This window comes from Pseudomonas sp. SDT291_1_S447 (assembly GCF_054070155.1).
Genome location: NZ_JBSVXS010000040.1, coordinates 1 through 19,624 on the forward strand (window position 1 = coordinate 1; position 19,624 = coordinate 19,624).

Annotated in this window: 18 protein-coding genes; 5 read left to right on the forward strand and 13 right to left on the reverse strand. The window is 60.0% G+C overall.

Going from position 1 to position 19,624, the window contains the following annotated elements; all coding sequences use genetic code 11:
• Positions 1 to 52: 52 nt before the first annotated feature.
• Both waaA and ACW9IR_RS14925 read right to left on the reverse strand, forming a co-directional pair.
• Positions 53 to 1,327 carry a lipid IV(A) 3-deoxy-D-manno-octulosonic acid transferase gene (gene waaA / locus ACW9IR_RS14920; protein ID WP_457463915.1) on the reverse strand — a complete coding sequence of 425 codons (1,275 nt, stop codon included), beginning with the start codon at positions 1,325 to 1,327 and terminating at the stop codon, positions 53 to 55.
• An 11-nt stretch (positions 1,328 to 1,338) separates the two neighbouring features.
• Positions 1,339 to 2,235, reverse strand: a complete 897-nt coding sequence (locus tag ACW9IR_RS14925; protein ID WP_457463917.1) for a LysR family transcriptional regulator — start codon at positions 2,233 to 2,235, stop codon at positions 1,339 to 1,341.
• A 110-nt stretch (positions 2,236 to 2,345) separates the two neighbouring features.
• On the opposite strand from ACW9IR_RS14925, the gene ACW9IR_RS14930 reads away from it, so the two are divergent.
• The 4 genes from ACW9IR_RS14930 to ACW9IR_RS14945 all read left to right on the forward strand — a co-directional run bounded on the left by ACW9IR_RS14930 (position 2,346) and on the right by ACW9IR_RS14945 (position 5,857).
• Positions 2,346 to 2,678 carry a DMT family transporter gene (locus ACW9IR_RS14930; RefSeq protein ID WP_007915730.1) on the forward strand — a complete coding sequence of 111 codons (333 nt, stop codon included), beginning with the start codon at positions 2,346 to 2,348 and terminating at the stop codon, positions 2,676 to 2,678.
• Between the two features lie 200 nt (positions 2,679 to 2,878).
• Entirely contained in the window at positions 2,879 to 4,054 is a 1,176-nt protein-coding gene (locus ACW9IR_RS14935; RefSeq protein WP_110719555.1) for an NAD(P)/FAD-dependent oxidoreductase, read from the forward strand.
• Positions 4,051 to 4,863 (forward strand): aldo/keto reductase, encoded by an 813-nt coding sequence (locus ACW9IR_RS14940; RefSeq protein ID WP_457463920.1) that lies wholly within the window; start codon positions 4,051 to 4,053, stop codon positions 4,861 to 4,863. The genes ACW9IR_RS14935 and ACW9IR_RS14940 overlap by 4 nt, the downstream gene beginning before the upstream one ends.
• 31 nt (positions 4,864 to 4,894) lie before the next feature.
• On the forward strand, positions 4,895 to 5,857 hold the full coding sequence (locus ACW9IR_RS14945) for a metal ABC transporter ATPase (RefSeq protein ID WP_102899467.1): 963 nt from the start codon (positions 4,895 to 4,897) through the stop codon (positions 5,855 to 5,857).
• A 4-nt stretch (positions 5,858 to 5,861) separates the two neighbouring features.
• Here ACW9IR_RS14945 and ACW9IR_RS14950 read toward each other — a convergent pair whose 3' ends face one another.
• The 7 genes from ACW9IR_RS14950 to msbA form a co-directional block, all read right to left on the reverse strand.
• Positions 5,862 to 6,662, reverse strand: coding sequence for a hypothetical protein (locus tag ACW9IR_RS14950; protein ID WP_457463922.1), 801 nt, complete (start codon positions 6,660 to 6,662; stop codon positions 5,862 to 5,864).
• Between the two features lie 58 nt (positions 6,663 to 6,720).
• Positions 6,721 to 7,407 (reverse strand): hypothetical protein, encoded by a 687-nt coding sequence (locus ACW9IR_RS14955; RefSeq protein ID WP_102899469.1) that lies wholly within the window; start codon positions 7,405 to 7,407, stop codon positions 6,721 to 6,723.
• Entirely contained in the window at positions 7,408 to 8,382 is a 975-nt protein-coding gene (locus ACW9IR_RS14960; protein WP_102899470.1) for a glycosyltransferase family protein, read from the reverse strand.
• A gap of 130 nt (positions 8,383 to 8,512) precedes the next feature.
• Positions 8,513 to 9,934, reverse strand: coding sequence for a bifunctional D-glycero-beta-D-manno-heptose-7-phosphate kinase/D-glycero-beta-D-manno-heptose 1-phosphate adenylyltransferase HldE (hldE, locus tag ACW9IR_RS14965; RefSeq protein ID WP_007915721.1), 1,422 nt, complete (start codon positions 9,932 to 9,934; stop codon positions 8,513 to 8,515).
• A 64-nt stretch (positions 9,935 to 9,998) separates the two neighbouring features.
• Positions 9,999 to 11,399 carry a PIG-L deacetylase family protein gene (locus ACW9IR_RS14970; RefSeq protein WP_110719551.1) on the reverse strand — a complete coding sequence of 467 codons (1,401 nt, stop codon included), beginning with the start codon at positions 11,397 to 11,399 and terminating at the stop codon, positions 9,999 to 10,001.
• 4 nt (positions 11,400 to 11,403) lie between these two features.
• Entirely contained in the window at positions 11,404 to 12,300 is an 897-nt protein-coding gene (locus tag ACW9IR_RS14975) for a GNAT family N-acetyltransferase (RefSeq protein WP_150728887.1), read from the reverse strand.
• Positions 12,294 to 14,114, reverse strand: a complete 1,821-nt coding sequence (gene msbA / locus ACW9IR_RS14980) for a lipid A export permease/ATP-binding protein MsbA (RefSeq protein ID WP_110719549.1) — start codon at positions 14,112 to 14,114, stop codon at positions 12,294 to 12,296. Before msbA ends, ACW9IR_RS14975 begins: the two co-directional genes overlap by 7 nt.
• A 125-nt stretch (positions 14,115 to 14,239) precedes the next feature.
• On the opposite strand from msbA, the gene ACW9IR_RS14985 reads away from it, so the two are divergent.
• Entirely contained in the window at positions 14,240 to 14,893 is a 654-nt protein-coding gene (locus ACW9IR_RS14985; protein ID WP_016985667.1) for a lipopolysaccharide kinase InaA family protein, read from the forward strand.
• A 3-nt stretch (positions 14,894 to 14,896) separates the two neighbouring features.
• On the opposite strand, the gene ACW9IR_RS14990 is transcribed toward ACW9IR_RS14985, so the two are convergent.
• The 4 genes from ACW9IR_RS14990 to ACW9IR_RS15005 form a co-directional block, all read right to left on the reverse strand.
• Positions 14,897 to 16,336: a hypothetical protein gene (locus ACW9IR_RS14990; RefSeq protein ID WP_258014095.1), complete on the reverse strand. Its 1,440-nt coding sequence runs from the start codon at positions 16,334 to 16,336 to the stop codon at positions 14,897 to 14,899.
• A 76-nt stretch (positions 16,337 to 16,412) separates the two neighbouring features.
• A complete protein-coding gene (locus tag ACW9IR_RS14995; RefSeq protein ID WP_110719546.1) occupies positions 16,413 to 17,321 on the reverse strand; it encodes a glycosyltransferase family 2 protein in 909 nt (302 codons plus the stop codon).
• Positions 17,314 to 19,068, reverse strand: a complete 1,755-nt coding sequence (locus ACW9IR_RS15000; RefSeq protein ID WP_038360245.1) for a carbamoyltransferase family protein — start codon at positions 19,066 to 19,068, stop codon at positions 17,314 to 17,316. Before ACW9IR_RS15000 ends, ACW9IR_RS14995 begins: the two co-directional genes overlap by 8 nt.
• A gap of 171 nt (positions 19,069 to 19,239) precedes the next feature.
• Positions 19,240 to 19,554 carry a YceK/YidQ family lipoprotein gene (locus tag ACW9IR_RS15005; RefSeq protein ID WP_180988084.1) on the reverse strand — a complete coding sequence of 105 codons (315 nt, stop codon included), beginning with the start codon at positions 19,552 to 19,554 and terminating at the stop codon, positions 19,240 to 19,242.
• Between the last annotated feature and the right edge of the window lie 70 nt (positions 19,555 to 19,624).

The window sequence follows — 19,624 nt, forward strand, 5'->3', positions numbered from 1 at the left end:
TACATTGGAATACGTTTCCTGTAGGAGCTGCCGAAGGCTGCGATCTTTTTGCTTACTTGATCAGTCGGCCCAAACCATCCAGCAACCGCTGCAATGCGCCCTGATTGCGGCGCATCACTGCCAGCCCGGCGTCAGCCATGCGCTGCGCATCGCGCGGCAGTTCAAATAGGCGCTGCACTTCCACCGCCAGCCCTTCGGCATCATCGACCTCGGCCAACGCCCCGGCTTCACGCAATTGCGCGGCGATGTCGAGGAAGTTGAACAGGTGCGGGCCGCAGATCACCGGTTTCGCCAGTGCGGCCGGTTCCAGCAGATTGTGCCCGCCGTTCGGCACCAGACTGCCGCCGACAAACGCACTGTCCGCCAGGGCGTAGAGAAACAGCAACTCGCCCATGGTGTCGCCGAGCAGCACGGAAGTCTGCGCATCAACATTGGCTCCGGTCGAACGCCGCACCGTGGCGAAGCCTTCACGCTGGCACAGTTCGAACACCGAGTTGAAACGCTCCGGGTGACGCGGCACCAGAATCAGCAACGCATCCGGGTGATTGGCCAGCAACCGACGATGGGCATTGAGCACCACTTCGTCTTCGCCTTCGTGGGTGCTGGCGGCGATCCACACCGGACGCTCCAGCGCCTGCCATTGGCCGCGCAGTTCGGTGGCGCGTTGCAGCAGTTGCGGGTCGATGGTCAGGTCGAATTTGATCGACCCGGTGACCTCGACCGTTTCCGGGCGCGCGCCAAGATCACGGAAGCGTTGTGCTTCCGCTTCGGTCTGTACGGCGAACAGACTCATTTCGGCGAGCATCGGCGCGGTCAGCTTGCTGAAGCGGCCATAGCCGCGTGCCGAACGCTCGGACAACCGCCCGTTGGCCAGCGCCACCGGGATCCCGCGCTTGGCGCACTGATGAATGTGGTTGGGCCACAATTCGGTTTCCATGATCACCGCGAGCTTCGGCTGAACGCGATCAAGAAACCGCGCCGCCGCACAGGGCAAGTCGTAAGGCAGATAGCAATGCTGGATGCGCGGTTCGTTGGCGAACAGCGCTTGAATCCGCTCCGACCCGGTTGGCGTCATGCAAGTGACGGTGATCGGCAGCTGTGGATAACGTTGCAGCAAGGCGCGAATCATCGGTGCGGCGGCGATACTTTCGCCCACCGATACCGCGTGCACCCAGATGCCGCCGGGTTGCAGCGTCGGCATCCCGTAAGAGAAGCGTTCGCCAATCCGTTTGGCGTACGCCGGCGCCTTGCGCGCCCGCAGCCACAGCCGAATCGCCACCAATGGCAGCCCCAGATAAAACAGCGCGGTGTAGAGAGTTCTATTCATGGCGGCGGAGTTTATCGACTTTTCTCGCCGATCGCGCGCAAGTGCACGGCAAAACGTTCGGCCAGCCAACGCGCGGCCGGACCGAGCGGTTCGTCGCGGCGCCAGACCAGTTCAACCACCAGCGCCGGCGGCGTCCATTCGCTGTCCAGTTCAACCATCAAACCCTGATACGCCGAGTACTGCACCACATGACGCGGCAACCAGGCCCAACCGAGATCGCGCACCAGCCATTCGGACATGACGTAGAAACTGTCCGCGCGCCACACCTGCGGGCTGGCCGGTTCGTTGCCGGGATAGACACTGGTTTGCGTCGACATCAGCAATTGTCGGTGTTGGGCCAGTTGTTGGCAGGTCACGTAAGACTGCGCCGCCAGCGGGTGCTTGATGCCACAGACCGTGACCATCTCCACGCGGCCGAGGACGCGGCGCTCCAAGGCTTCGGGGATTTCATCGTGATAGAAAAGCAGGCCGAGGTCGGCGCGACGTTCGACCAGTTTTCGCGCGACTTCGCCTTGCGCGGCGCTGGTCAGTTGCACTTCAAGGCTGGGGAACTGCTCGGCCAGTTCACCGAAACTCTCCACCAGTGCCTGATACGGCATCGCCTCATCCTGGGCCACGCGCAGTTGCGCTTCCTGACCACGCATCATCGCCATCGCCCGGCCGTTGAGGCGCTCGCATTGGCGCAACACCTCCCGTGCTTCTTCGAGTAGTGCTTCCCCGGCCTCAGTAAGGCTGGGTTGGCGACCGCTGCTACGCTCAAACAGGCTCACGCCAAGGTCATCTTCAAGCATGGCAATGGCGTTGCTGATCGCCGACTGCGCTTTACGCTGCTGGCGCGCCACGGCGGAGAACGAGCGGTGTTCAGCGACGTCGACAAACACCCGAAGTTGATCCAGATTCCACTGCATACCGACTTACCAACCCATCTTAAAAACAGATAGGTAATGACTTTACCCCATCTGGTGAATCACTAGAATGCCGCCTCAGCAAGCAACGCTTTACATTGAGGATCTGAACCATGAACGCCTACGCCTACCTGGCCATTGCCATCTGCGCCGAAGTGATCGCCACTGTGTCGATGAAAGCCGTCAAAGGCATCAGCACACCCCTGCCGCTAGTGCTGGTCATCGTCGGCTACGCGATTGCGTTCTGGATGCTCACGCTGGTGGTGCGCACCGTTCCGGTCGGCGTGGCTTACGCGGTCTGGGCCGGCATGGGCATTGTGATGGTCAGCGTAGCGGCGCTGTTTATCTATGGGCAGAAGCTGGATATCCCGGCGATGCTGGGGATGGCGCTGATCGTGCTGGGTGTCGTCGTGATCCAGCTGTTCTCGAAAACTGCCGGGCACTAAAATCCAACCACAATCCCTGTGGGAGCGAGCTTGCTCGCGAAAGCGGTTCGTCAGACGCATGATTGCTATCTGACACACCCTCTTCGCGAGCAAGCTCGCTCCCACATTTGGTTCTGCGTTCAACCTGTTGATCATCGACAAATCCGCCCCTTTCCCGAGTCTGTATACTGCGCCCTCGTCTTGAACACTGAGGTCGCTGCATGCCATCCGTTATTTCCACCGACGTTCTGATTGTCGGCGCTGGTGTCGCCGGCCTCTGGCTGAATGCGCGCCTGCGTCGTCAGGGTTTTTCGACCGTGCTGGTGGAAAGTGCCAGCCTCGGCGGCGGGCAGACCGTGAAGTCCCAGGGCATCATCCACGGCGGCGCAAAATACGCGCTGCACGGTGCGCTGACGGGAGCCTCGGAAGCCATCGCCGACATGCCGCGGCGCTGGCGTGAAGCGCTGGCCGGCAATGGCGAGCTGGATCTGTCCGGCGTGCGCTTGCTCTCCGAAGCCCATTACCTGTGGTCACCGGGCACCCTCGCCGGCAACCTCACCAGTTTTTTCGCCAGTAAAGCCGTGCGTGGCCGGGTCGATCAGGTCAAGGGCGAGCAACTGCCGCCGGCCCTGCAAGACAAGCGCTTCAAGGGCAAGGTCTACCGTCTCGCCGAACTCGTTGTTGACGTGCCGAGCCTGGTCCAGCGTCTCGCCGATCTGGCCGGCGATGGCCTGCTCGCCGGGCAAACCATCGAGCCGCTGCTGGAAGCGGGCGTGCTGGTCGGTTTGAAAGTCGACGGCCGCGAGATCCGCGCGCAACGCATTGTCCTCAGTGCCGGAGCCGGCACGGCGCAACTGCTCGAAGACCTCGGCTTGAGCCAGCCGGCCATGCAACGCCGCCCGCTGCATATGATCATTGCCAAAGGCCCGGGCCTCAAACCGCTGTACGCGCACTGCCTGGGTGGCGGCACCAAACCGCGCATCACCGTGACCACGCATCCGGCCGCTGACGGTCAGTGGGTCTGGTACATGGGCGGCGACATCGCCGAAAGCGAAGGCGTGCACCGCGAGCCGGCTGAGCAGATCGCCACCGCGCAGAAAGAAATCGCGCAGTTGTTGCCGTGGATCGACCTCAGCACCACACACTGGGCGACCCTGCGGGTTGACCGTGCCGAGCCGCTGCAAACCGGGCTGACGCGCCCGGACAACGCCTTCCTTGCCGAACAGGGCCGCTTGCTGGTCGGCTGGCCGACTAAACTGGCGCTGGCGCCGGACTTTGCTGACCGAGTCATCGCCTCCCTTGAGCGCGACGGCATCCAGCCGCAAGCCACCGAAGCGCTACCGGCCCTGCCGAAGCCACCGATGGGCGTTCCTGCCTGGGAGCAACTGCTGCCATGACCATTGCCAGCCTGCATGACTTCCACCGTCCGCTGGGCAGCACCGGCCTGATGGTTTCGCCACTGGGCCTGGGCACGGTCAAACTCGGTCGTGACCAAGGGGTGAAATACCCCAACGGTTTTCAGATTCCCGGTGATGACGAAGCGCGGATGCTGCTGCGGCAGGCGCGGGAATTGGGCATCAACCTGATCGACACCGCCCCGGCCTACGGTCGCAGCGAAGAACGCCTCGGCCCGTTGCTACGCGGCCAGCGGCAAGACTGGGTAATCGTCAGCAAAGTCGGCGAAGAGTTTGCCGATGGCCTGTCGCGCCACGACTTCAGCGCGGCGCACACGCGGATGTCGGTGGAACGCAGCCTGCAACGTCTTGAAACCGATTTTATCGACCTGGTGCTGGTGCATTCCGACGGCAACGACATGGCGATCCTCGAGCACCAAGAGGTTTACGCGACACTCGCCGCACTCAAGGCCGAAGGCAAGATTCGCGGCTTCGGCTTCTCCGGAAAAACCGTCGAAGGTGGCCTCAAAGCACTGGAGCAAGGCGACTGCGCGATGGTCACCTACAATCTGAACGAACAAAGCGAGAAGGCTGTCATTGACTATGCTGCTGCCCACGGCAAAGCCATTCTGGTGAAAAAAGCCCTGGCCAGCGGTCATGTTTGCCTGAGTCCGGGCGTGGATCCGGTGCGCGCCAGCTTCGAACTGCTATTCGCGCAACCTGGTGTGGCCAGTGCTATTGTCGGCACGATCAATCCGCTGCACCTCGCCCACAACGTAGCGACCGTTGCCCAGATCCTTCGTGGTCACTGACGCCGCCTCGCGGCCTTAAGCAGGAGCCGATATGCCGCGCACGCTCATCCGAAAGAACCCGAGCAACTTCAAGACCCTGCCGCTGTTCGTCGAAGCAACCCCCGAAGGCCTGACCTATCAGAGCGTCGGCATGCCGCTGAACTTCACGCAGACCTTGCAGCGGCGCAAACCGGTGAGCGTGGCCGATGCCGAGCGCTTCTCGCTGGAACTGGCCAATCTCGGCGTTTCGGTACGCCTGACCCTGCATTGGCAGAATCGCGATTATTGGGTGCTGGTGCGCCAGCGCCGACAGGATCGCGGCGACGTCGTGCTCAAATTGATTTCCGGTTACGTGCCGGCGCATGAACTGAATATTCCGCTGCACACCGCCATTCAGGAAATTGCCGAAGAGTGCTTGCTCGAGACGCCAGAAGGCTGGCTCGGCGGACGATTCAACGACACCTGGCTGCCGGCGCCCTACTCGGCGGCGCTGCATTATCGCGAGGCTCTGCCGTTCCGCCTGACCCCGTTGTCCGGCTCGGCGCGACCGATCCGTTGCGCCAATCTGCAATTGCTCGAACGACCACGGGCCTATGTGCACCTGCCGACCGCGTCACTGCAATTGATCTACGATTTGCGCCTGGATGTGCCCAAGGAAGCCAAGTCCCTGAGTCTGTTCCACGTCGACGAGCGTCTGGAGGGTGATCAACTGGTAGCCCGACTCGACCGCAAACGCCCCGACCTGTACTTGATGCCACTCAAGGACGGTGCACCACTGGCCGAGTTGTACACGCTCAAGCGCGACAAACTCGTCCCCGCCAGCACCCGAGGTCTGTACCTCGCGGAAAGCTTTGCGACACAAACTGGCTGGGTCGTGCGCGAGGAGCGGATTCGCTGGAAGGACTGGCTGGTGCAACAGGGCCTGCAACCAGCAAAAGCCCCACGCCAAGGGCTCAAGCAATTGAGTATCAAGGCGCTGCGACTGGTCGGCCTGGGCAAAAAAACCGCCAAATAGCGGTTTAGCGCCGGCGATCCCACCACGTGCGCAACGCGGCAAATAAGTGGAAATAGCGGTTTTCGCGCTTGCCCATGCCGCGCTTGGGCGAGAACGACTCTTCGGCAAAGGCACCGGTAATGCGCACCCGCGATGCCTGAGTCGGCAGCGTGCAGATTTTGGCATCGACCTGCTGCAGCGCATATTTGAGCAAGCGCTCGGAATGCAGCTTTCGGCCTGTCGCCTTGCAGAAATCGAAGATACGCTCGACCCGTTTGCCGTACGCCACATAGGTATCGCGCCCGCAAACCGCAAAGCGGTCGTTCAAGCCGCCCCACCACTGCCAGTCCGGAATATAAGCGTTGTGCTTGCGAGCCTCAGGGTGAGCGAAGACATAGCCAGGCAATGCGCTGTGAAAGAAATTGTCCGGGCGCACGAACACGACGAAATCCGGATTGAAGGACTCGATCATGGTCGTCACGGTGTGCAGCGAGTTGAGCTGATAGATCAGATTACGCAACGAGGCATAGTCATCGGCCCAGGTGTCGCCCTGAGCTTTGACCTGCTCGAAATCCCAGCGCTCCAGGACGCCCTCGGTCGAGGTGAGCGTGCCGGTCATCGATTCGAATGGCTGATAGTTGTCCGCCGTCAATTCGCCTTTCTCGCCGGACCGCGAGTTCTGCACCTCATCAATCTTGTACAGATGGTAGAAGCACTTTATGTCGCAGCCTGCAGGCAACTGCGCCAGCACGTTCTGCTCGATGGAGGGGAAACAGATCGGCGAATTTCTCGGGATCCCGAAAAAAGCCACGGCAATTTTCAACACTCAACAGCACCTTTTGAAAGTAGTTCGGGCCTGCTGGCAACCGGACAGACGATGTCGCTTACTTCTGTCGAAACAGTTTTTGCCACCAGCGACGGGGTTGCAGCGGCACCACGATGATGTCCGACTTTTGCAGCCAGTCACGCTCATAGTCCCAGGCATGGCCGCCCCACAGTTTTCCTGCTTCGTTGGAAAACCCCAGGGTCATGAGCTGATAGGTATAACCGACATGGCCGCGCAACCAGTCGAACAACACCAGCGTGTTGAAACCGGTGGACGGCCCGACGTAGCGCTTGCCGCCCGGCCGGTCGACCGGGTAGTTCCACAGCGGCGGCAATGGAATGCGATCCCAATACATGGCCACACGTGGCAACGGACACATCGGTGCGGCGCAGCCCACCAGCATGTTGAAACAACGTTCGCTCGCCTGTTCGAACATCTGCTGTACCGGCTGCGCGTAAGGCAGACCAAAAAAATACGCGTCCGGCGCGTTGTAGCCATGCACGAAAACATTGACGCTGTGCTCGTTGAGCAGCGCTGCCTTGATGCAGGTATTGAAGCTGACAACGACGTCATCGACGCCAATGTTCAACGCCTGAAAGTCCGCCGCCGTGATGGCTGGGTTGTTGGCAATCAGCACGACCCGAGGCGCACGGCTCAGACAGTCGAGAAGCTCTGTGGGTAAAGCACCCAGTACGGACTGATCACCACCGGGCAGCGCATCCAGCGCCATGTGTTCGTCCTTCATTCAGACCGGCACCTTCATCCCGTAACGCAACTTCACCCAGAATCGCGTGAACGCCGAGGGCGGCTGCCACGGGCGCATCTCACGCTGGATTTCCGTGGCCAGTGCCTGACCGACACGGGCAAAGGAATAGCGGCTTTGCGCAAACTCCTGACCGTTACGGGCAATGCGCTCTGCCAGTTCCGGATCGCTTTGCAGCAGCTTGATCTTTTCCACCGCCTCTTCTTCGCTGCGATAGAACACGGTGTTGTGCATGTCTTCAAAGCCGAGCAAGCGGTCTTCTTCGCCCTGACTCCAGGCCAGCAGCACACAGCCGCAGGCCATGGCCTCGTAGTTCTTGATCATGAACTCGTTCATGCCGATGTCGGCACTGACGAAAATCCTGATGCGATTGAGCGTCTGCAGATATTCCACGCCCGACTTGGTGCGGGTCACCAGCATCCCGGTACGCCTGGAGAGCGACTCGAGCATGGCTTTGCGCTCGGCATACTCGGTGCTTTTCAGGCTGCCAAGAAAGCCGATCGGAATGTCCCGCTCAACGCCGGTGTCGTACAGCATCTGCTCGTCATAACCTTTGGAGACGAACACTGTGTCGATGCCTTCCGCGAGCATCTTGCGCGCGACCACGGCACCCGACACCAGTGCCCGACAGCTCGGCAGGCGGCTGTACAGACGTGAATACACGCCACGGTATTTACTGGCAGGCATGTAGTTCTGGTACGCATCGTGTTCGAGAAAGACCAGCCCGGGAATGCACTTGAGCACGCGCAATTGCGGGGCCAGGCGCTTGACCCGAGAGAAGATCACCACACGATCGAAGGTTTGATAATCGACCGAGGCCAAAAACGGCCCCAGGTTCATTTGTTGCTGCTTGCTCAGCCGATAGATGAAACATTCATCACAGTTCTGCTGCACGATGTCGTAGAGCCGGTCAAGAATGACCCGCTGCTCGTCCATCACCAGGAGCATGACTTTCATAGATTAATCGACCACGCGACGTAGGCAGGCAAGCGCATCGGATTCAAACCTGCCAACATCAACGGAAACGGTTAGATCCCCAAGGCAAAATCCGTTCACACGCAGTACACAACGGTAAAAATTCATCTGATCAACGACTGCGAATCTTCTCGACAATCGCAGTTGTCGAGCTGTTTTCGACAAGTCCCAAGACCTTAACCGTACCGCCGTAAGCGCTGACGATATCGGCGCCGACCACCTGATCGATGCCGTAGTCGCCGCCCTTGACCAGCACATCCGGCTTGACCTCGCGCAGCAGGTTTTCCGGGGTGCCTTCAGGGAAACTGATCACCCAGTCCACCGCGCCAAGGCCGGCGAGAACCGCCATGCGCCGGTCGACGCTGTTGATCGGGCGACCCGGCCCTTTCAGGCGGCTGACCGAAGCATCGTCGTTGACCGCGACAATCAGACGATCGCCCTGTGCCCGTGCCTGCTCCAGATAGGTCACATGCCCGGCGTGCAGGATGTCGAAGCAGCCGTTGGTGAAGACAATCTTCTCGTTGTGCGCACGAGCATCGGCCACGGCGAGCAACAGCTGTTCAAGACCCAGAACACCGCGCTCGGAACCTTCTTCACGCTGGATGGCGCGACGCAATTCCGGGGCACTGATGGCGGCTGTACCGAGTTTGCCAACCACGATGCCTGCTGCCAGGTTGGCCAGCGCCACCGCGTGAGGCAGATCCTCACCTGCAGCAATGGCTGCCGCAAGGGTGGAAATCACCGTATCACCGGCACCGGTGACATCGAATACTTCACGGGCTCGGGCCGGCAGGTGCAACGCGGGTTGATCAGGGCGCAGCAAAGTCATGCCGTGTTCGCCGCGTGTCACCAGCAGTGCACCAAGCTCGAGGTCATGCATCAGGGCGGCGCCCTTGCTCACTAACTCATGCTCATCGACGCAACCGCCGACGATGGCTTCGAATTCGCTGAGGTTCGGCGTGATCAGGCTGGCGCCACGATAGATCGAAAAATCCTTGCCCTTCGGGTCGGCCAGCACCGGGATGTTCTTCGCGCGGGCAGCCTGGATCAACGCCTGATGGTTTTTCAGGGCGCCTTTGCCGTAATCGGAAAGCACCAGCACCTTGATGCCTTCGAGCAGGTCGTCGACCTGCGAGCCGAGGGCCAGAGCGTCGGTGGCGAACGGTTCTTCGAAGTCGATCCGCAGCAATTGCTGGTGCCGGCTCATGACCCGCAGCTTGACGATGGTTGGCTGGTGCGCAATGCGCTGGAACAGGGCACGTACGCCCGCGCCTTTGAGACTGTTGCTCAGGCTGTCGGCGGCTTCGTCATCGCCGGTCACACCGACCAGCGACGCCGGCGCACCCAGCGCGGCAATGTTCAAGGCAACGTTCGCGGCACCGCCCGGACGATCTTCGATCTGCTCGACCTTAACGACCGGCACCGGCGCCTCAGGGGAAATCCGTGAGGTTCCGCCATGCCAGTAACGGTCGAGCATGACATCGCCGACTACCAAGACCGGGGCTTGATCGAAACGCGGCATGGACAACTTCATGGAGCAACCCACATACAAAATGAACAGGGCCGCGATATTAACACAGGGTAAAGCGCCGTCCGCCTCAATCTGAAAGGTCGCGTACCCAGAACAATTCGTGGCGCCGGACCGCTTTGCGGAAAAACTCGTTACTGCCTGTTGCAGGCCAGCGACGACCCGCCAGGCCTTGCTGGATCCAGCGGCGCAATTGCCGTTTGAACACTTGCTCGCCCTGCAGATCGTGCTCCATCGCCAGGGCCATGGCTTTGTCCAGTTGCACGTCTGCCGACAACAGCGGGCTCCACAACCGGTCGGCCGGCAATGGCTCGATAGCAGGCGGCAGCGCGATACCGGCACCGGCAGGGCCCATCGGCCAGCGATCGTTGTCGTGCAGGTGATTGGCGTACATCAGCAGGGTTGTCGGTTTCCAGCTACTCAGCGCGATAGCCTCAAGCAACGCCTGGGTCGAGGCTACGTGATCGCCGTGAGGATCGAGCTCAGGATGGGGCGTCACCACCACTTCTGGACGAAAGTGCTCAAGCAGGGCCTTCAGGTCGCCCAGCAGATTTTGCCAGGTCGGCTGCCCATCGATGTCGGCGGGCAGGGTCAACGGATTGTGCCGGCGCACACTGCGCACGTCGTTTTCCTGCGACTCACGGGAGCCGAACACCTGGGAAGGCTTTTCGGCCATCGAGGGCAGTTGCAGGCAGTAATAACCCAATTGCACGCAGCGCTCGGCAGGCACACCGCCCCACAACGGGATCACCAGACTGTCCCAACTGCGCAAACGGCCCTTCAATCGCGCGGCTGCGGCTTGATCAAGGCCCAGACGCTGCAAGTCTTCAGCCTCGATCTCGCCTTGGGTCAGGGTGACGATGCTGACCTCTTCGCATCGGCTGTAAAGGCCAAAGGCAGCGAGTTCGGCATCGTCGGCATGGGGAGCGATGACCATCACCCGCTGGCGGCTGTAGTCAGGGTTGGCCATGACCCACAACACACCCGTCGCCGCCGGCGTGCAATATCGACCACGCAGTGCCAGAGCACCTTGCATCAACGCATTGCCCTGCCCGGACAGATTAATGAAACGCCGGCCCCTGACGCCACGCTCGAGGTCCTGGCGATCATCGCCCACCTCAACGTGGGGATCGAACCAACGACCCAGCCAGGTGGACTTCACTTCAAGCTCGAGCACCAGCGTCTCGCCCTGCGCCAGCGGCTCGCTCAGGCGCACTACGCCGCCCTCAAGGCTCACGGCCTGTCGCGCGGTTTGCGCCGGGAAGTTGTATTGATAGTCGTCGCCAGGCCGGTAGAACAAGTGGTCGGCGAACCAGGCCTCGTGAGCGACCCAGGCCAGCACCAGCAACAGCGGCACCAGCCACCAGGCAATCAGCACGCCAATCAGCAACAGCGCCAGCACAAAGGCGATCAGGAACAGACGCTTGTTGCGTCGATGGGCTTTGAGCAGCTGTTGCTTGCGAGCACTCATGAATTCAGACCTTGTAGACCGGCACCGTGTGGCACCAGCGATCCTTGTACTCACGGTCGGCACGACCGAATGAATAGCGCAGAGGCTTGCCCAGCGCTTGCGCGTGCGCCCAGGCCTCTTGGGTGTTGACGAAACTCAGCACACTGCCGGGACTGAACTCGCGGCTCTGCGGGTCGACGCCACCGTTGATGTACTCCAGCGAAACCCATTGCGGGGCCTCGACGCGGTACAGCACTTGAATGGCCACCGGTGCCGAATCGAGCATCGCCACGGAACCGGTCATGAACTCGCGCAGCAAGGTAAAGACCTCAACCAGCCCGGCCTTGCCCGGCACCTCGAAGCCCCAGCGGCGCTGAAACAGATCGCCGTACGCGGCGGCCTGTTCCTGTGGCGTGAAGTCGGACATCGGCACCAGCGATCCGCCCGCCTCTTCCAGCAGACGCTGCTCGCGACGCTGGTTGTAGCGGAACTTCTTCGAATATTCTTCCGGCAGCCGGGCCAGAGCCAAGCCTTCGGGCTGTGGCGACAACGTGCTGATCTGCTCGGCATTGAGCTGGGATACATAAGCCATGCGCTGGCGCACGGGGACGACGACTTCGGCAGCAATCGGCAGGATGATTTCCGCATTGCCCATGTCCAGCAAGCCACGCTTGCCCTCACGCTTGAGCACTTCCTTGGACAAGGCGACATGACGTCCCCAGCAAGGAATGGCGGCCACTACCTCATCGCCAACGATCCAGCCCAGATAACGCAGTTCGATACCTACGAACGTCGACAGTCGTTCGACCACATCAGGATGCGTTGCGAAGCTGCCACCGAAACGCTGCCAGGCCCGAGCATAGGCAACCTGGTCGATTTCGGTCCAGCCACGTTCACGAAAGCTGCGAAACACCGTCAGCATACGTTGGTCGCGTGGGCCGGCAGAGGCTCGTCCCCCTCTTCAAACTCTTTGGCGTGCAGACGGGAGTAATAGCCGTTCTGCTCCAGCAGCTGCGCGTGGGTGCCGCGCTCGACAATCCGGCCTTCATCCATGACCAGAATCAGGTCGGCTTTCTCGATAGTGCTCAAGCGGTGGGCGATCACCAGGGTCGTGCGGTTCTGCACCACATGATCCAGTGCCGCCTGAATGTGCCGCTCCGATTCGGTATCGAGGGCCGAAGTGGCCTCGTCGAGAATCAGCAGCGGAGCATCCTTGAGCAGGGCCCGGGCGATAGCAATGCGCTGGCGTTGACCGCCGGAGAGCAATACGCCGTTTTCGCCGACCAGGGTTTCGTAGCCTTGTGGCATCTTGGCGATGAACTCGTCGGCATAGGCCTCGCTGGCGGCTCGCTTGACCTCATCGAACGGCGCGCCGGCCAGATCGCCGTAAGCGATGTTGTTGGTCACCGTATCGTTGAACAGCGTGACCTGCTGGGTCACCAGAGCGATCTGGCGACGCAGGCTGTGCAAGGTAAAGTCCTGCACACGGACGCCATCGAGCAGAATCTCGCCCTGCTCATGCTGATAGAAGCGCGGAATAAGACCGGCAAGCGTCGACTTGCCACTGCCCGAGCGTCCGACCAGCGCAACCATTTGTCCGGGTTCGACAACAAAACTGATGTCGTCGAGCACCTGTTTGTCGGTGTCCGGGTACTGAAAGCTGAGGTTACGCACTTCCAGGCGGCCTTCAAGGCGATCATGCTCGACCGTGCCCTGATCCACTTCAGCCGGCTCGTCCAGTTGCTCGAAAATACTTTCGGCACCGGCCACACCCTTCTGAATGGTCGAGCTGACCTCCGAGAGCTGACGAATAGGTTTTGGCAACAAACCGGCCATGGTGATGTAGGCAACCAGATCACCCGGAGACGCATCGCCGCGAAGGTAGAGCACCAGGAACATGACCACGGCCATGGCACTGTAGGTCACCAGTTGCAGCATCGGCGTGTAGACCGCACCGGTCTTGGTCATCGTCAGTTGCTTGTCAGTGTTGCTCTGGCTGGCCTCGCGAAAGCGCGTCTTTTCATAGTGCTCGCCACCGAAGCTGCGTACGACGCGGTAACCATGAATGGTCTCGGAGGCGACGTGCGTGACATTGCCCATCGACACCTGGATCTTTTTGCTTTGCTTGCGGAATTTGCGGCTGGTGCTGTTCACCATGATGCCGATCACCGGAAGGATGGCCACCATTACCAGTGTGAGTTTCCAGTTCATCCACAACAGGGTGCAGAACAGGAAAATCACGGTCATGCCTTCACGAATGACAACCTTGATCGCGTCTGTCGCCGCGCCGGTGACCATCGTCACGTTGAAGGTGATCCGCGAAATCAGGTGACCCGAGTTGTTTTTGTCGAAGAACCGGTTAGGCAGCTCCAGTAACTTGTTGAACAGCACGACCCGCAGATCGTGCACCAGCCCCAGGGAAACCCGAGCCAGGAAGAAGTTGCCAAGGTACGAACCCACGCCCTGTAACAGCGCAATGAGCACAATCATCAGCGGCACGGTTTCAAGCAGCTGCAATTTGCCCAGATAAGGGTTGCCCGGGAACAGGCTGGCCTCAGGATTGGCCAGGCCATCGACGAAATACTTGAGGATGTAAGCGAGCATCGGTTGAGTCGATGCGAAGATCAGAAACCCGACGATGCTGAGAAGGAAGAGACCGGCATAAGGCCGCACGTAAGCCAAAAGGCGGAAATAGATCGCCAGCGTTGACTGGGCTTTCGGTTCAGGACTGCTCATGGTGATCCGCACAATTCAGTGAGGCGCGGATGATATCACACGCGTTTTTTCCCCGATAAACATGACTTCAAGCCAGCCTTTGACCAAGTCGGTTAAGATACGCCGCTAATGATGGGGAGCCCGATATGCAATCGATTGATCACAGCACTTACGAGGCACTGCGCGCCGGTGCACACGTACTGGAAGCCGACGGCTCCGGCGACAAGGTGCTCAGATTGGCCGATGGACGCATGCTCAAGCTGTTCCGGCGCAAACGCTTGCTCAGTTCGGCACTGTTCTACCCGTATGCGCAACGCTTTGCCGACAACACCCGGGCCCTCGAACAACGCGGCATCCTCTGCCCCGAAGTGATTGCGGTGTACCGTATCCCGAGCATTGAGCGCGACGGCGTGTATTACAGCCCACTGGCGGGCAATACCGTGCGCCAGTTACAAGGCACCAGTGAAGAGAGTGATTCACTGAGATTTCAACTGGGTGCGTATTTCGCTCAGTTGCACGAGAAAGGGGTGTACTTCCGGTCACTGCACTTTGGCAACGTCGTGCTGACGCCCGACAACCACCTGGGCCTGATCGATATCGCCGACCTGCGCTGCCAGAAGCGCGCACTCAGCGACAGTAAACGCCTGCGCAACTTCGCCCACTTGCTGCGCTACAAGGAAGACCGGCAATGGTTGCTTGGCCAGGACGCCGGCGATACGTTTATTGAAGGTTACCGGCAAGCGCTGCCGAGCAACCGGCAGGCCCCCCTGATCTCGCGCCTGCGCCCGTTGCTGGGCTGACCCCTAGCGGCCGATGACTACCACCGTGGCGCCTTTACGGTTGGCGAAGTGCTCGATGATGCGCAACTGGTGCGCAACCAGCCACTCATTCAGCCACGGTTCCTGCCCTTTCGCCTCGATGACGAAATAGCGGTAGTCGCCGGCATGAGCCGCCGACATGGCCTCTTCCTGGGTCAGGACTGGCATCACGTAGCCGCGGCCGGCGTAATAGCTGATCCGCCCGTCCTCGAAGTAAGTCGGCGCGTCCGGCTCGACATGGGTGGACACCCAACGACCCGCCTCGACGTAGTGGGTTTTGCCGGCGCCGGAGGAAATGACGTTAGACAGCATCACCAGCAAGCCGACGATCACCAGCCACTTGCCCAAACGCGGAAACTCGCGAACAAACGCCGCCAGCCCCATCGCCAGCACCGGTACGAACAGCAGATTCAAAAAGCTCAGGTAGCGCGTATTCATGAACTGTTGCTTGATGAAAAACAGCACCAGCACCACCAGATACAGCAACGCCGCCCAGGCGAAGGGGCGATAGTCACGCCAGTAAACGCCCAACACGCCCCAGTTGCGACGCAGAACGAACGGAACGGCGAAAGGCCCCATCAACTTCACGAAACTGATGGTCATGGTCGCCAGAATGCCGAAGAAAATGATCCGCCCGGCCTCGTCCTGGGAATACTTGTTGATAAGCGAATTGGCAAACTGGTCGCACAACATCTGAAATGAAGACAGCACACCATGAGGTGCGATCATGTCCAGATAAAGCATTACGCGGGCGGACAGGAGCACACCCGACACCGAGACGGCCAGTAGCCCCAGAACCGGCAACAGTGAGTACTGAAAGAATTGCACGCGCCTGGCCGACGACCACAGATTGGGCAGTTGCCACAATGCCAACGCTGGCACCAGCAACAAGGCCTCGAGTCGGAACAAGGCCGCCGCGACAATTGCCAGATGAATCAAGGCCGCACGCAGCCAGCCGCCCCGAGCCTGCCAGCGTAGCGCTAGCCACAGCGTCAGCGTGCAGAAAAACCAGAAACCGCATTCACGAATGATGTCGTTGCGAAAGGCATTGACCGCCGGCATTGCCAGCACCACCAGGCAAGCCCAACGGGTGACGTGGGGAGAACGCTGGCGGACGCAGTCCACCATCAGCGCGCTGGTGCCGGCAAAGAACAGCCCACACCAGAGATAGGCACTCAGCTCCAGAGGTAACCGCAGCACGGTATGCGTACCGGCCAGCAGAAAGGAGAACCATGGCCAATCGAAAGCTGCCCAGGCCACATTGGGCCCTTGCTCGGTAACTTGCTGCGCGATATCAATGTACAGCGCCGCATCTCGCCCGACTGTCGCAGTCCCCAGAACCGCAATCAGCGAGAGCAGGACACTGCCAGAAAATGCCAGCCAGACCGGGTATTCATCGATGATTCTGGAGACTCGAGTTGCCACTTTACTGCCCGTACCTTTCACCCAGTCACCTCATCGACACGCGTTACAAATTACGCGCCTGTTCATCACGAACCATCTACCGAAACAGTAGCCGCAAAGCTTTGCGAGTGTACGACCAACGCGAAAACGTGCGCCAGTCTGCACGCAATGCCTGAAAATAAAAGCCCTTGGCCAGAGCGTATTCGCCGTGGGAGTAACAGTCGCGAAAAAGGGACAGGCAGCGCTGCGCGAGAAATGCCTGACGCAGGTCGTGCATCTCTTGAGGCATGCGTTGACTGGAAAACACCTCACTCACGACCTGCTCCGCACCCGCAGCAAGGCTCTGGCGCAAATCATGACGCATGCTGTCGGCGTGTTTGTAGATCAGCGCCAGAGGCTTGTCCAGAACGCTGCAAGGAAAGCGCGCCAGCACTTGGGCAAACACCGGCAGATCCTCGACGTTGCGCAAGTGCTCAGGATAATTACCGGGCTGGAACACGTCCCGATGCATCGCGCAGGCGCCGTTGGATATCGACACGGTCTTGTCCAACAGGTAGCCCTGCAAACATTGCCGGGCCGTCAACGGCAAGGGCTTGACGGACTGCAAGCTGCGCCTGCCGTCGGCAAACACCGACCAGTGGGCGCCAATTACCATCCGGCTTTGCGGGTTGCTGACAATATGCTGTGAAAGCGCAGCCAGCGCGCCGGGCGCCATTTCGTCATCGGAATCGAGGAAAACCAGAAAGCGCCCGGTCGTCTCCTCCAGCCCCCGATTGCGCACGGTAGACAAACCGCCATTGCTTTTACGTAACGCACGAAAACGCCCGCCATGCTTGAGCAGAAGCGTCTCCACCACCTCAGGCGTCTCGTCCGTCGACCCATCGTCGATGACCAGCAGATCCGCCGTCGCCTCATCCAACTGCGCCAACACCGACTCCACTGCACGGGGCAGGGTTCGCGCATAGTTGTAAACCGGAATGACGACGCTGATCAGTGTTTCAGTCAAGTTCGTATCCTTTTACACCCTCTTTTACGACCAGAATATCTTCCATGATCAGGTATTCCAGATCCGAGCCGAAAAACATGTTCAGCGCGTCGGTCGGCGAGCAGATCATCGGTTCGCCACGACGGTTGAGCGAGGTGTTCAGCGATACACCATTACCGGTCAGATTTTCCAGCGCTTTCATCATGTCGTAGTAGCGCGGGTTGTATTCGCGCTTGAGCACCTGGGCGCGCGAGGTGCCATCTTCGTGGACAACTTCCGGCACGCGGGTCTTCCACTCTTCAGCCACTTCGAAGGTGAAGGTCATGAACGGTGCCGGGTGATCGATCTTGATCATTTGCGGCGCAACGGTGTCGAGCATCGACGGGCAGAAAGGCCTCCAGCGCTCGCGGAACTTGATCTGGTGGTTGATCCGGTCAGCCACACCGGCAACGCTCGGGCAACCGATGATCGAACGACCACCCAGGGCACGCGGACCGAACTCCATGCGCCCCTGGAACCAGGCCACCGGATTGCCGTCGACCATGATCTTGGCGATCTCTTCAGGCATGTTGTCGAGCTTGCGCCAGGTCGGCTTGCTCTCGTGACGCGCGCAGGCGGCGATCACGTCTTCGTTGCTGTACGACGGGCCGAGGTAGACGTGTTCCATCTTCTCGACCGGCACGCCGCGGGCGTGCGAAACGTAAGCAGCGGCGCCGACCGCAGTACCGGCATCGCCGGACGCCGGCTGGACGAACAGCTCTTTGATGTCGTCGCGGGCGATGATTTTCTGGTTCAGTTTGACGTTCAACGCACAGCCACCGGCGAATGCCAGCTTGCCGGTTTCCTTGAGCACATCGCCCAGGTAATGGTCGATCATCTGCAACGCGAGTTTCTCGAACAGCGCTTGCATGCTCGCGGCGTAGTGGATGTACGGTTCGTCAGCGATATCGCCTTCGCGTTTCGGGCCCAGCCATTCGATCAGCTTCGGCGAGAAGTAGAAGCCTTTGCCCTTTTCTTTGTAGCGACGCAGGCCGATCACGTTGGCGTAGTCGGTGTTGATCACCAACTCACCGTTCTCGAACGAGGCCAGACGCGAGAAGTCGTACTTGCTGGCGTCGCCGTACGGCGCCATGCCCATCACCTTGAACTCACCGTCGAGCATCTCGAAACCGAGGAACTCGGTGATCGCACCGTACAGGCCGCCGAGGGAGTCCGGGTCGAAGAATTCCTTGATCTTGTGGATCTTGCCGTTTTCGCCATAGCCGAAAAAGGTCGTGGCGTACTCGCCCTTGCCGTCGATGCCGAGGATCGCGGTTTTCTCTTTGAAACCGGAGCAGTGGTAGGCGCTGGAGGCGTGAGCCAAGTGGTGCTCGACCGGCTCGATCTTGATCTTTTTCGGATCGAAACCCAATTGTTCCAGGCACCAGACGATCTTGTTGCGATAGCGCTTGTAGCGACGGTTACCCATCAGGATCGCATCGAGGGCGCGATCCGGCGCGTACCAGTAACGCTTGGCGTAGTGCCAGCGCGCCTTGCCGAACAGGCTGATCGGAGCAAATGGAATCGCAACCACGTCAACGTCGGACGGCTTGATGCCGGCCTGTTCAAGACAGAACTTCGCCGATTCGTAGGGCATGCGGTTCTTTGCATGCTTATCGCGTACGAAGCGCTCTTCTTCAGCCGCCGCCACCAGCTTGCCGTCGATGTACAAGGCTGCTGAAGGGTCATGGCTAAGGGCGCCGGACAGGCCAAGAATCGTCAATGCCACAGGGGTCTAGCCTCTTTAGTCTGCGTGCAGGCGCGATGCGCCTTGAAAATTGATGCGTCCTCGCACAGGGCGAGTGACAGCTAAAGGGCGGGATTATAGCGTAAACGAGAGGGGAATTACCCTGCGCGATTGCCCCAGGGTGAATGGTTTGGAGAAACCTTGCCCTGCGACTCAATAACCGCCCTTGCGCCAGTAAATACCAAGATTACCGTCGGTGACCTGACGATAAACCGTATAGGGCAGCGCTACTGTATCGAATACAGCGGACAATGGCAGGTCCAGCAGCACGAATGGCACAAGAAATCCGCTGGGATCAGGGGGCGCGTTCAATACGCAGAAGTCAAAGGCCAGACCACTGTAAATATGGGGGATGGATTGGCAGTAGGTTTTCTGCTTGCGCATGTCCCGAGCGACATCGGCATCGTCCTGCAGTACGGTCAGAACACTGCCACAGCCAACTAAAAGCCAGGAAACTGCAGCCAACATTGCAACTTTTTTAATGATCAATATTTGCCCTCCAAGGTCGTTGGGCAAATTAGCATCGGGGCTGAACAGG